The sequence below is a fragment of the Arthrobacter bambusae genome (assembly GCF_030812595.1).
GTDB lineage: Bacteria > Actinomycetota > Actinomycetes > Actinomycetales > Micrococcaceae > Arthrobacter > Arthrobacter bambusae_B.
The window spans coordinates 58883-70986 of sequence record NZ_JAUSSZ010000001.1 but is presented as its reverse complement, the minus strand read 5'-3'; the positions used below and the strand labels follow the sequence as shown (position 1 = coordinate 70986).

10 protein-coding genes are annotated in these 12104 nt (G+C 65.1%); 5 read left to right on the top strand and 5 right to left on the bottom strand.

Going from position 1 to position 12104, the window contains the following annotated elements:
* Positions 1-37 precede the first annotated feature (37 nt).
* The 5 genes from J2S96_RS00270 (at position 38) to J2S96_RS00250 (ending at position 6957) form a co-directional block, all read left to right on the top strand.
* Positions 38-1099: a threonine aldolase family protein gene (locus J2S96_RS00270; RefSeq protein ID WP_306859863.1), complete on the top strand. Its 1062-nt coding sequence runs from the start codon at positions 38-40 to the stop codon at positions 1097-1099.
* A gap of 61 nt (positions 1100-1160) precedes the next feature.
* Entirely contained in the window at positions 1161-1823 is a 663-nt protein-coding gene (locus J2S96_RS00265) for a DUF3000 domain-containing protein (protein ID WP_306858764.1), read from the top strand.
* A 69-nt stretch (positions 1824-1892) separates the two neighbouring features.
* The gene (locus J2S96_RS00260; RefSeq protein WP_306858762.1) at positions 1893-3245 is read left to right on the top strand and encodes an HRDC domain-containing protein; all 1353 of its coding nucleotides are present in this window, start codon (positions 1893-1895) and stop codon (positions 3243-3245) included.
* A 281-nt stretch (positions 3246-3526) separates the two neighbouring features.
* Entirely contained in the window at positions 3527-4810 is a 1284-nt protein-coding gene (locus J2S96_RS00255; protein WP_306858760.1) for a thiolase family protein, read from the top strand.
* Positions 4807-6957: a 3-hydroxyacyl-CoA dehydrogenase NAD-binding domain-containing protein gene (locus J2S96_RS00250; protein ID WP_306858758.1), complete on the top strand. Its 2151-nt coding sequence runs from the start codon at positions 4807-4809 to the stop codon at positions 6955-6957. The genes J2S96_RS00255 and J2S96_RS00250 overlap by 4 nt, the downstream gene beginning before the upstream one ends.
* Here the strand turns inward: J2S96_RS00250 and J2S96_RS00245 are convergent.
* The 5 genes from J2S96_RS00245 to dxs form a co-directional block, all read right to left on the bottom strand.
* Positions 6954-8030, bottom strand: coding sequence for a nucleoside hydrolase (locus J2S96_RS00245; protein WP_306858756.1), 1077 nt, complete (start codon positions 8028-8030; stop codon positions 6954-6956). The genes J2S96_RS00250 and J2S96_RS00245 overlap by 4 nt on opposite strands.
* A gap of 10 nt (positions 8031-8040) precedes the next feature.
* Positions 8041-9018, bottom strand: coding sequence for an aldo/keto reductase (locus J2S96_RS00240; RefSeq protein WP_306858754.1), 978 nt, complete (start codon positions 9016-9018; stop codon positions 8041-8043).
* A gap of 38 nt (positions 9019-9056) precedes the next feature.
* Complete coding sequence (locus tag J2S96_RS00235) at positions 9057-9272, bottom strand: hypothetical protein (protein ID WP_306858752.1); 216 nt, start codon at positions 9270-9272, stop codon at positions 9057-9059.
* Between the two features lie 30 nt (positions 9273-9302).
* Positions 9303-9863 (bottom strand): hypothetical protein, encoded by a 561-nt coding sequence (locus J2S96_RS00230; protein WP_306858750.1) that lies wholly within the window; start codon positions 9861-9863, stop codon positions 9303-9305.
* Between the two features lie 93 nt (positions 9864-9956).
* Complete coding sequence (gene dxs / locus J2S96_RS00225; RefSeq protein ID WP_306858748.1) at positions 9957-11930, bottom strand: 1-deoxy-D-xylulose-5-phosphate synthase; 1974 nt, start codon at positions 11928-11930, stop codon at positions 9957-9959.
* Between the last annotated feature and the right edge of the window lie 174 nt (positions 11931-12104).

Sequence of the window (12104 nt, the reverse complement as noted above, 5' to 3'; positions counted from 1 at the left end):
GACCAGCACTACAGAAGAATTCCCGGCTGCCCTCGACATGGAAGCCACCGGGCGCCTCCACGACCCCTCAATCCGTGGGTTCGCCTCGGACAACTATTCCGGCGTCCACCCTGAAATCCTGGCCGCACTTGCCGCAGCCAACGGCGGCCACCAGGTCTCCTACGGGGAGGACCAGTACACCGAACGGCTCCAGGAAGTCATGGAAGAGCAGTTCGGCCAAGGGATCGAGTGCTTCCCCGTCTTCAACGGCACCGGGGCGAATGTGTTGTCCCTGCAATCGCTGCTGCCGCGTTGGGGTGCAGTCATCTGCGCTTCGACCGCGCACATCAACATGGACGAGAACGGCGCACCGGAGCGGATCGGCGGCATCAAACTCCTCCAGGTCCCCACGCCGGATGGCAAGCTGACTCCGGAATTGATCGACCGCGAGGCCTGGGGGTGGGGCGATGAGCACCGTGCGCAGCCCCTCGCCGTCTCCATCACCCAGACCACGGAACTCGGCACATGCTACACGCCGGAGGAAATCCGGGCGATTGCCGACCACATCCACGCCAAGGGCATGAAACTGCACATGGACGGCGCCCGGCTCGCCAATGCCGCCGCCCACCTTGGCGTGCCGTTGCGGACATTCACCCGCGACGCCGGAGTGGACATTTTGTCCTTCGGCGGCACCAAGAACGGGCTGCTGTTCGGCGAGGTGGTTGTCGCCCTGAATCCGGAGGCCGCCCACGGACTGAAGTTCCTGCGCAAGATGAACATGCAGTTGGCCTCCAAAATGCGCTTCATTTCGGTCCAGTTCATCGCGCTTCTGGAATCGGGGCTGTGGCTTCGCTCGGCGGAACACGCAAACGCCATGGCGTCACGGCTGCGCGCGGCCGTCGACTCCATCGAGGGCGTGGAGCCCACGCAGGCCACGGAATCCAACGGTGTCTTCGCTGTGCTTCCCGCCGGCGTCGCGGACCGGCTCCGCTCCTCCTTCAAGTTCTACGACTGGAACGAAGCGAACCGCGAGGTGCGCTGGATGTGCTCCTTCGATACCACGGAAGAGGACATCGATTCCTTCGTTGCCGCGATCAAGCGCGAGCTGGCCTCCGCATAGGCCCATGGCCGGGGCGGCGTGGCTTCAAGGTTTCGCCGCCCCGGCCACATAATCTGCGAAGGTGAACGCACTCGCACAAGTTCCCGCGGATTTCTTGCGTGCGCTGGGAACGATACGAAAAGCAAAGTGCCGGAGCGAGCTGCGGCTCGCGGAAATCCCGGCACCCTCCCGGCTGGCCCCCTTCGCCGTGGCATTGGGAGCAGAAGTCTTCAGCCACCCGACTCGGCCCGGCCGGACCCCTGTCCATGGCCCCGCTGCCATGGCATTTTCCGGCGAGAACACCCCGGCCTCGCCCGGGAGCGACGATGAAGACGATGAGCTCGCAACGGGCCGGTTCATCCTGCTCCATGACCCCGACGGCTCGGCTGTATGGGACGGGGAATTCCGGATCGTCACCTATATCCGGGCACAACTGGAAGCCGACATGGGCAACGATGCCATGCTCGGTTCCGTGGCGTGGACCTGGCTCGTGGACGCCTTGGAGAACCATTCAGCGCCGTACCGCGCAGCGGGCGGCACTGCTACGCGTATCCTCTCCGAGAGTTTTGGCACCTTGGCCGAACGACCGGAAACCATCGACATCGAACTCCGTGCCTCTTGGACGCCGGCTTCTTCGGACGTGCAGGCCCACCTGGAGGCCTGGTGCGACATGGTCTGCACGTTCGCGGGGCTCCCTCCCCTGCCTCCCGGGGTCACGCCCCTGCCAAATCGGCGGCTCACCTGAAAGCCGTTGCAGTCCGCTGGAATCCCTGGCCGGACCCGCCCCGCGCAGAGCCGGTAAACTGAAGGCACCATGACCCCTGAAAATCTGGAACCCACCACAGCCGGCGCCCCGGCTGCTGATCCCACACCACACATCACGGTAGACGGCTTCGAAGGCCGGATACCCGAGATCATCGATCTGGATGCCCCGCGCGAGGGCGTGCCCCTTGTCATCGATACCCTCTCCGGCCTGGAGCGATGCGCCGCGGCTATCGCCGCAGGATCCGGCCCCGCCGGCGTCGACGCCGAACGCGCCTCCGGTTTCCGATACGGGCAGCGTGCCTTCCTCGTGCAGATCAGGCGCGACGGCGCAGGCACCTGGTTGATCGACCCGGAACCCTTCGATGACCTCAAGATCATCAACGAGTCGCTGCGCGGCGTCGAATGGATCCTGCACGCCGCAACTCAGGACCTTCCGTGCCTCGCCGAGCTTGGCATGTGGCCGGACAAACTCTTCGACACGGAGCTCGCCGCACGCCTTGCCGGGCTGCCTCGCGTGGGCCTCGCAGCCGTCATTGAGCAGCTCCTGGGCTTCGGCCTCGCCAAGGAACACTCGGCTGCCGACTGGTCCACGCGCCCCCTCCCCGAACCCTGGCTGCGATACGCGGCCCTCGACGTCGAGGTACTCGCCGAACTGCGGGAAGAACTGATCGAACTCCTGGAGGCGGACGGCAAGCTCGAATTTGCCGAACAGGAATTCGCCGGCATCCTCGGAGCAGGACTTCCATCGCCGCGGGTGGACCCGTGGCGGAAGACCTCGGGACTCCACCAGATCCGTGACCGCCGCCAGCTGGCCGCCGTGCGCGAGCTTTGGTACGAGCGGGATCAGCTCGCGAGGAAACGCGATGTTGCTCCCAGCCGCCTCATTCCCGATTCCGCCCTGGTCGCCGCGGCCAAGGCCATGCCCGCAACCGTTCCGCAGCTCCTGGCCACGAAAGGCTTCCACGGGCGCGCCGCACAGCGCGAAGCACCGCGCTGGCTGCGCTGCATTGCCGCAGCAAGGAGCACCGAGGACCTTCCACCGCTGCATCTTCCTACCAACGCTCCCCCGCCACCGCGCGTCTGGACAGACCGCGATCCCGAAGCCGCGGCGCGTTTGGGGACCGCCCGGCCCCGGCTTCAGGAGGCGGCCGATGGGCTCAAGCTTCCCGTGGAGAACCTGCTCACGCCGGACTACATGAGGCGCGTGCTGTGGCGGCCGCCGTCGGACATCACTGTGGAGTCCGTCTCCGAAGAGCTGCGCGCCCTCGGCGCCCGCGAGTGGCAAATCGCCATCACGGCGCCGATCCTCACCGAAGCGTCACTGAATCCGCAACCGTTGCCGCCCAAGGAACCCAAAGAGCCACGGATCCCGGCGGCCAAGGAACGGACCCCGGCCCCCTGAACCGAGGTTTCCGGCTGCCCTCACCGACCCCCGGTCACAAACAGACCCCCAAACCACGACCCCCGGTCACAAACACTTGTTGCCTGCGGCGCTCCTTGGATGATGTGACCGGGGGTCGCAGGAAAGGCCGCCAAAGGTGACCGGGGATCGCACGAAAGGCCGCCAAAGGTGACGGAGTGTCTCCTTGCGCGCTAAGTTACCGGCGAGTAACATGGCCGTAAATGACACCGGCTTCCCCTGTGCGGGCTGTCCGGCATCCATGTCTCAACGAGGAGCCACACATGAGCCAAACCGGGAACAGCGCCAAGCCGCGGACAGTCCGCGACGTCGTCTTCGTGGATGGTGTCCGGACGCCATTCGGCAAGGCAGGCGACAAGGGAATCTATGCGGGCACCCGTGCCGACGACCTCGTGGTCAAGTGCATCCGAGAACTGATGCGCCGCAATCCGGGACTGCCGGCGGAACGCATTGACGAAGTCGCCATCGCCGCCACGACGCAGACCGGCGACCAGGGCTTGACCATCGGCCGCACCGCAGCCCTCCTTGCCGGTCTCCCCCGCAGCGTGCCCGGCTTTGCGATCGACCGCATGTGTGCCGGAGCAATGACCGCAGTCACGACGACGGCGAGCGGCATCGGTTTCGGCGCGTACGACGTCGTCATTGCCGGCGGTGTAGAGCACATGGGCAACCACCCCATGGGCGCCGGCGCGGATCCCAACCCCAGGTTCATGTCCGAGAGGCTCGTGGACCCCGCCGCACTGAACATGGGCAACACCGCCGAGAACCTGCACGATCGTTTCCCGTCGATCACCAAAGAGCGGACGGACACCTACGCCGCCGCGTCCCAGGCAAAGCTCGCCGCGGCCTACGGCAAGGGCCAGATCCAGCCCGACTTGGTCCCGGTCGCCACGATGAAGCCGGGACAGGGCTGGACAGTAAACACGCGCGACGAGCCGCCGCGCCCCGGGACTACGGTGGATGACCTCGCGGAGCTGCGCACACCCTTCAGGGCCCACGGCCGCGTCACCGCGGGCAACGCCGCCGGCTTGAACGACGGCGCGACGGCGGCAGTGCTGGCCTCCGCCGAAGCTGCCGAGGAGCTGGGCCTGAGCGTGAAAATGCGCCTGGTCTCCTATGCCTTCGCCGGCGTCGAACCTGAAGTCATGGGCATCGGACCGGTCCCGGCCACTGAGAAGGCCCTCAAGAACGCAGGACTCGGCATCGAAGACATCGGCCTTTTTGAAATCAACGAGGCCTTCGCGGTTCAGGTCCTGAGCTTCCTGGACCACTTCGGAATCGCCGACGACGATCCGCGCGTCAACCGCTACGGCGGGGCGATCGCCGTCGGACATCCACTCGCATCGTCGGGCGTGCGGCTCATGAACCAGCTGGCCCGCCAGTTCGAGGAAGACCCGTCAGTCCGGTACGGCATCACCACCATGTGCATTGGCCTGGGCATGGGCGCCACAGTGATCTGGGAAAACCCGCACCACGTGAGCTACAACGGCTACAACAGCACGACAGAAACCTCCGTCGAGACCGAAACCAAGGGAGCCGCAGCATGAGCGCCGCCGAATTCCAGAAACTGGCCGAACTGTTCCCGGATGAGACCGTAACCCACTCCTATGTCCAGGACATCGAACTACCGGGCAACGCCGGAACATTCGCCCTGATCACCCTCGATAACGGACTGGACCACACCAAGCCCACCACCCTCGGACCCAATACCCTCGTCGAGCTCGGTACGGTACTTGAAGGCCTCAAGGCCCGCGCTGCGCGCGGCGAGATCGCCGGCGTCGGCGTGACGGGTAAGCCGTACTTCCTGGTGGCCGGAGCGGACCTCTCAGCAGTGAAGCGCCTTGAAGACCGCGAACACGGCCTGTGGATGGCGCAGCTGGGACACGATGTCTACGCGACGCTCGCCGATCTGGGCGTTCCGAGCTTCGCCTTCATCAATGGCCTCGCGCTCGGTGGTGGACTCGAGATCGCCCTTCAGTCCACTTACCGCACGGTCTCGACGGGTGCTGGCGCACTCGCTTTGCCCGAAGCCTTCATCGGACTTGTCCCCGGCTGGGGCGGTGTCTACATCCTGCCGCGGCTCATCGGCCCCGAAAACGCGGTCAAGGTCATGATTGAGAATCCGCTGAGCAACAACCGCACGCTCACCGGCCCCCAGGCTTTCCAGCTCGGCATTGCCGACGCCATGTTCGAACCCGCGGATTTCGTGGAGCAGTCCATTGCCTGGGCCGCGAAGGTGATCGCGGGCGAAACCCTCCCGGAACGGAGCAACTCCGTGGATCCGGCGGATCCCGCGGTTGCCGAACGCTGGGCCGGCGCTGTGGCCGCGGGCCGCGCGTTCGTGGAAGCCAAGACGTCGAACGCATCACCGGCTCCGGCCAAGGTGCTGGACATCCTCGAGGCCAACCGGACCATGGACAAAACGGAATCCGCTGCCCTGGAATGCGAAACCCTCGCAGAGTTGATGCAGACGGACGAGTTCCGTTCCACCGTCTACGCCTTCCTGGACCTCGTACAGAAGCGGTCCAAGAGGCCTGCCGGTGCGCCCGACCGGAAGCTGGCGCGCCCGGTGACGAAGATCGGCGTCGTCGGTGCAGGCCTGATGGCGAGCCAGCTCGCCCTCTTGTTCACCCGCCAGCTCAAAGTGCCGGTCGTCCTGACGGACATCGACCAGGAGCGCGTCGACAAGGGGGTTGCGTACGTCCATGCCGAGGTGGACAAGCTGCTCGGCAAGGGGCGGATCAGTTCCGACGCCGCCAACTGGACCAGGGCGCTGGTCAGCGGCTCCGTTTCCAAAGAGGCGTTCGCAGATGCCGACTTCGTCATTGAAGCTGTCTTCGAAGAACTCAATGTCAAGAAGCAGGTCTTCGCCGAAGTGGAGGCCATTGTCTCCCCCGAATGCATCCTCGCCACCAACACGTCCTCGCTGTCCGTGACCGCGATGGCTGAGGATCTGCAACACCCGGAGCGCCTGGTCGGTTTCCACTTCTTCAACCCGGTTGCGGTCATGCCGCTCCTGGAAATCGTGCGTGCTCCGAAGACCGACGACGCCGTGCTGGCCACCGCATTCGAGCTCGCCAAGGGCTTGAAGAAGACGGCCGTGCTGGTCAAGGACGCAGCCGCCTTCGTCGTCAACCGGATCCTGCTGCGGCTCATGGGCGAAGTCATCGCCGCATTCGACGAAGGAACCCCCGCGGACGTGGCCGATTCTGCGTTGCGCGCCATGGGCCTGCCCATGAGTCCGTTCACCCTCAGCGCGATGGTCGGCCTTCCGGTCGCCCAGCACGTCCAGGAATCGCTGCATGCCGCTTTCGGCGAGCGTTTCGCGGTATCCCAGAACCTGCAGAAGTTGGTTGACAATGGTGTGAAGTCGCTGTGGGTGCCCGGGCCGGACGGAACACCCGCCATCCCCGCAGAGACCCTCTCGCTCATGTCCTTCGGAACTGATCCCTCCACGGCCGAGGAGGTCTTGCGCCGCACGCAGGACGCCCTTGCCGAGGAAATCGGACTCATGCTTTCTGAAGGCGTGGTGGCCGGGCCTGAAGACATTGACCTCTGTATGATCCTCGGCGCAGGCTGGCCGATGTTCCTGGGCGGGATCACACCCTACTTGGACCGGGTGGGCGCCTCCGAGCGTGTCAATGGCAAGCGCTTCCTGGCACCCGGGATCGCGTCGAAGCCGGTTGCTGCCTAGGCCACCGGTTTCTGCACCCTCCGGGCCAAGCCGCCCAACGAGCGCACCAACTCAACGAAAGCCTCCTGTGGGTGGTTCTCAGAGACAATGCGGGCGTTGGGCGGCTCATCCCACAGTCCCCTGAAGTCCGCCACAGTGGTTCCGATCAGCCTGGGCGCCGCGGTTTCCACGTGCACTGTTGCCGTACGGGCCCTGTAGCGCGCCGTCCCGGCGGCGACGGACGCAGCAAAGTAATCGTGGATATGGGCCACGTACCCCTGCTCGTAGCGACGGTGGAACTCGAAGTAGAAGCGCAGCATGTCGCTGATGTGCCGCACGAGTTCGTTCGATGCCGTGCTGCGCCGCCCTTCCGGCTGGTCCGGCAAGACCAGTTCAGGCTCGGTGCACCCTGCCTCCGCAGCGAAGGCGGCAACATGCTCAGGCCTCAGCTCAATCCGTTCCGTGGTCTCCAAAGCGCACACCACCGGCAGCCGGTCCTCCGGGAGGCCGGAGAAGGCAGCAAAGACTTCCGCTGCAGCGTCCGGATCAACGTGCGTGTTCCACTCGGCCGTGGGCGTCGTGTTGCCCTGGTAGTAATAACTGCCACCCATGATCACGACGCCGCGCAGCAGCTCCGGTAGCCGCGGCTCGGCCCGCAGGGCGAGGGCGAAGTTGGTGAGGGGCGCCGTCAACAGTGCGGTCAGCTCCCCCGGCCGAGACCGGGCCGCTTCGACCCAGAGTTCGACGGCGTCGACGTCGTGCACCTTTCCGCGCGGTTCCGGCAGCTCGGCGTAGCCGACGCCCTGGGGCCCGTGGGTTTCCGGGGTGGTGGCCAGCGGGATCCGCAGCGGCGCCCGGGCGCCGATGGCAACGGGCACGTCCGGGCGCCCGCACAGCTCGAGCAGGGAAAGATTGTTCCGTGCCACCTGCTCCGCGGCAACGTTGCCCGGGGTACTGCTCACGGCCACGAGCTCCACATGCGGTTGGCTGCACAGATAGGCAAGGGCGACGGCGTCGTCGATGCCTGTGTCGCAGTCCACCAGCAAGCTCACGGACCCGCGCTGGCCTGCAGCCGTAGCCTGCTCCCCGCTCATGGAACGCTCCTTAGAAAAGGGCGACCTTGGGCGTGCGCGGGAAGATGTCATCCAATTCTGCGCGTTCTTCTGCCGTCGGCACCCACCGCACCGCTTGCGCGTTTTCGATGATCTGCCCGGGGCGGGTGGCTCCCGCAATAACGCTGCTGACCGCGGGCTGTGCGGCCAGCCAGGAGAAGGCGAGCTGCAGTTCGTTCAGGTCCCGCTCTTTGGCGAACTGGCTGAACCGGCCCAACTGGGCCCAATCGGCGTCGTCGACCATGTTGGTCCGCGTGTGGCTGAGGCGCGATCCTTCCGGTGCGCTGCCCGGAGCGTATTTGCCCGTCAGGAGGCCGTTTGCCAAGGGGAAATACGGCAGGACACCGAGCCCGAAGGCCTGGGCAGCCGGCAGCACTTCGAGTTCCGCCCGACGGTCCAGCAGGTTGTAGTGGTTCTGCGTCGAAATGAACCGCGCACCACCTTGCGTCCGTGCGACGTATTCCGCTTCGGCGATCTGCCAGCCTGCACGGTTGGAATGGCCGAGGTACCGGACCTTGCCGCTGGTCACAAGCTCATCGAGGGCGGCGAGGGTCTCGTCAACAGGCGTGAGAGGATCCGGGGTGTGGTACTGATACAGGTCAATCCAGTCTGTGCCGAGACGGCGCAACGATGCCTCGACGGCCTGGACGATGTAGCGGCGCGATCCCCGGGCACCAAAATCGTTGCCGTTGGCGCCGTGCATGTCCATGCCGAATTTGGTGGCCACGATGGCATCGTCCCTGCGGCCCTTCAGCGCGACGCCCAGCATGGTCTCACTGAGGCCGGGCTCGCGGCCATAGACGTCCGCGACGTCGAAAAGGGTCACACCGGCCTCCAAAGCGGCATGCACCACCGCGTTGGTGCCCTCCTGCGATTCCGTGGCTGTATTGGCCCGGCCGAGATTGTTGCATCCCAAACCGACTACTGAGACGGTTAATCCGGAATTTCCAAGACGGCGATATTCAGTCATGGTTTCACCCTACAACGCCTGCGCTGGCCGATCCGCGTTCAGGATCCGAAGACGATTCCCGCTTCTTCCATCGCGTCGTGCAACTGGGCCATGACTTTGGGGCCCATACCGTGCAGGGCCGCCACCCGCCCCTCACCGAATTCGGCGAGTTGCTCCAGGGTTTCCAGGCCCTCGTGGGCGAGTGCCCTTCGTGCGGGAGCGGACAAGCCCTTGGGCAGCGGAGTGTGTCCGGGCCAGTTGCTCTTGGGCGCCATGGTTGTCCCTTCGAAGCGGTGAAGTGGTCCTTAGAGGGTAAAGCCCGCACCGGTTTTCGGCGAGTGTTTTACTTTGAATGCAGATGGTTCAGCATGGGGTGCCGCTGCGATGCTCAGCTTGGTGAAGTCCAGGTCCTCTCCCCGGATGCACACCTTGATGGCGTTGACGGCCTTATTGACGTCCGGGCACAGGCAGAAAATGTTGAGCTTCGAGTCGCTGATATCGGATCGATCTACGGTACCCAGGCCCCGCCAGGCGAGTTCACTTGTCAGCGCGGCCTTGGCCTTGCGCTCAAGGTAGCGGTCCCGGTCTGTGCCGTCCTTCGTCTTCAGCGCAATCTGCGCCACCACCCAAAACTGCTCCGTCTCGGGAATCTCTGCGTAGCCGTCCTCTTCGCATTGCGCGGCAAAGGCCGTCATGAGTCCTTCGACGGCGGATTCGTCCTCGACGTCCGTTTCATCAGTACGGCTCTGGTGTCCCACGACCCCGTGGTTGATGACGAACTGCTTGAATTCGTCGTCATACCACGCCTCGCGGAAATGCAGCACTGCTTCGTCGTCGCGTTTATACGTGCGGATGATGCCGCTCATGCCTGTCCTTTTCTGGACCACTCCGCGCAGGTAATGCCTGGACCCGCGCTGTCGAAGGGTGCCTGTTTGTTGGATTCCGCCCGGAACAGCCGTTTACAGCTTGGGCAGGCTCCCTGTGCTGGGATGCTCTTGTCCTGGCAGGGGCCGCGCGAAAGGCACCTTTGTCCCCAGAACCTGCGCGACGACGTCGTGCGTTATCTGTTGGGCGGTGAGCCCCACCCGCTCAAGAACCTGGCTCCTGGTCCCATGGTCGAGGAATTCGACCGGAAGCCCCACTTCGTTGAGGGCGGTGTCCACGCCGGCCGCGCGCATCTCCTGGCGGATCCTGGAGCCGACGCCGCCCGCACGGACGCCGTCTTCGATGCAGATCACCAAACGGTGCCGCGCTGCGAGGGCGATGATGGACTTGCGTACCGGAAGGACCCAACGCGGGTCCACCACGGTGGAACTGATCCCCTGGGATCCAAGCCGGGATGCGACGTCGAGGGCGAGTTCGGACATCGCACCGACGCTGACGATCAGCACGTCGTTTTCCGTGGAGCCTTCGGGGCGGCGCGCCAGCACGTCGACGCCGTCGGAAAGCCGCTCGATCGCTTCGACCTCGCTTCCCACGCTGCCCTTTGAAAAGCGGACCACGGTAGGTGCGTCGGAGATGGCGACGGCCTCGCGGAGTTCTTCCCGCAGGCGGCTGGCATCGCGGGGAGCCGCGAGGTGGAGCCCCGGAACGATCTGTACCATCGCCATATCCCACATTCCGTGGTGGCTGGCGCCGTCCGGACCGGTCACGCCGGCGCGGTCCAACACAACCGTCACTCCGGCTTTGTGCAGGGCAACGTCCATGAGGAGCTGGTCGAAGGCGCGGTTCAGGAACGTGGCGTAGACGGCGACCACGGGGTGCAGTCCACCGAAGGCCATTCCTGCGGCCGAAGTGAGGGCGTGCTGTTCGGCGATCCCGACGTCGATCACCCTTTGCGGGTGCCGTTCCGCGAACTTGTGCAATCCGACGGGAATCAGCATGGCCCCGGTGATGCCTACGATGTCTTCGCGCTCATCGGCGATGTCCGCTATTTCCTCGGCGAACACCGATGTCCACGAGCTGGCTCCGCCGGCTTCGGTGGGTTCGCCGGTCTCGGGGTCGATGATCCCGACGGCGTGGAACTGGTCCGCCTCGTTGGCCAGGGCAGGCGCGTAACCGTGGCCCTTTTCGGTCATCGCGTGCACGATCACCGGGCCGCCGTAGTTGCGGGCGGTAGTGAGCGCGTGCTCAAGGGCCCGCACGTTGTGGCCGTCCACCGGGCCGATGTACTTCATGCCGAGGTCTTCGAACATGCCTTGCGGAGCCCACCAATCCTTGAGGCCCTTCTTCATGGCATGCAGGCTCCGGTAGGTGAACTGGCCGAGGGGTCCGCCGCGCTGCAGTTTCTTCTTCCACCAGTCCAACACCACCTCGTAGGTGGGGGCGGCCCGGAAGGAATCGATCGTGGGGCGCAGGGAAGCGAGGTAGTCGGCGAGGCCGCCGACGGTGGGGGCATAGGAGCGCCCATTGTCGTTGACGACGATGACCACGCGGCGTCGTTTGTCCGCGGCGATGTTGTTGATCGCCTCCCACGCCATGCCGCCCGTCAGGGCGCCGTCCCCGACGACGGCGACAACGCAGCGGTCGCCCTCACCGGTCAACTGGCGGGCCCGGGAGATACCGTCGGCCCAAGACAAGGAAGACGAGGCGTGGGAACTCTCCACGATGTCATGCTCGGACTCGGCACGATCGGGGTAGCCGGACATGCCCCCTTGCTGCCGGAGGGTGCTGAAATCCTGCCTGCCGGTCAACAATTTGTGGACATAGGACTGGTGACCGGTATCGAAGACGATGCTGTCGCGGGGCGAATCGAAGACCTTGTGGATGGCCATGGTGAGTTCCACCACCCCCAGGTTCGGTCCCAGGTGGCCACCCGTTTGAGCGACGTTGGTGATGAGGAAAGTCCTGATCTCGCCTGCAAGCTGCTCCAACTGCTGGCTGGTGAGCTTGCTCAGGTCCTGCGGGTTCCGGATCGTCTCCAAAAGTCCCAACGGCCCCTCCTTAGGGTAATGACGTGCTATACAACTCTAACGCCTCGACCGGCACCAAGCCGCAGGAAAGACTACAGCCCCGCCTGGTCGATGACCAGTCGGGGCTGTAGCTTCTCTTCGGACGGCTATTTCAGCGACCCTGGGGGTCTGGGCTTCTCTGCCCGCCAGGCAGTA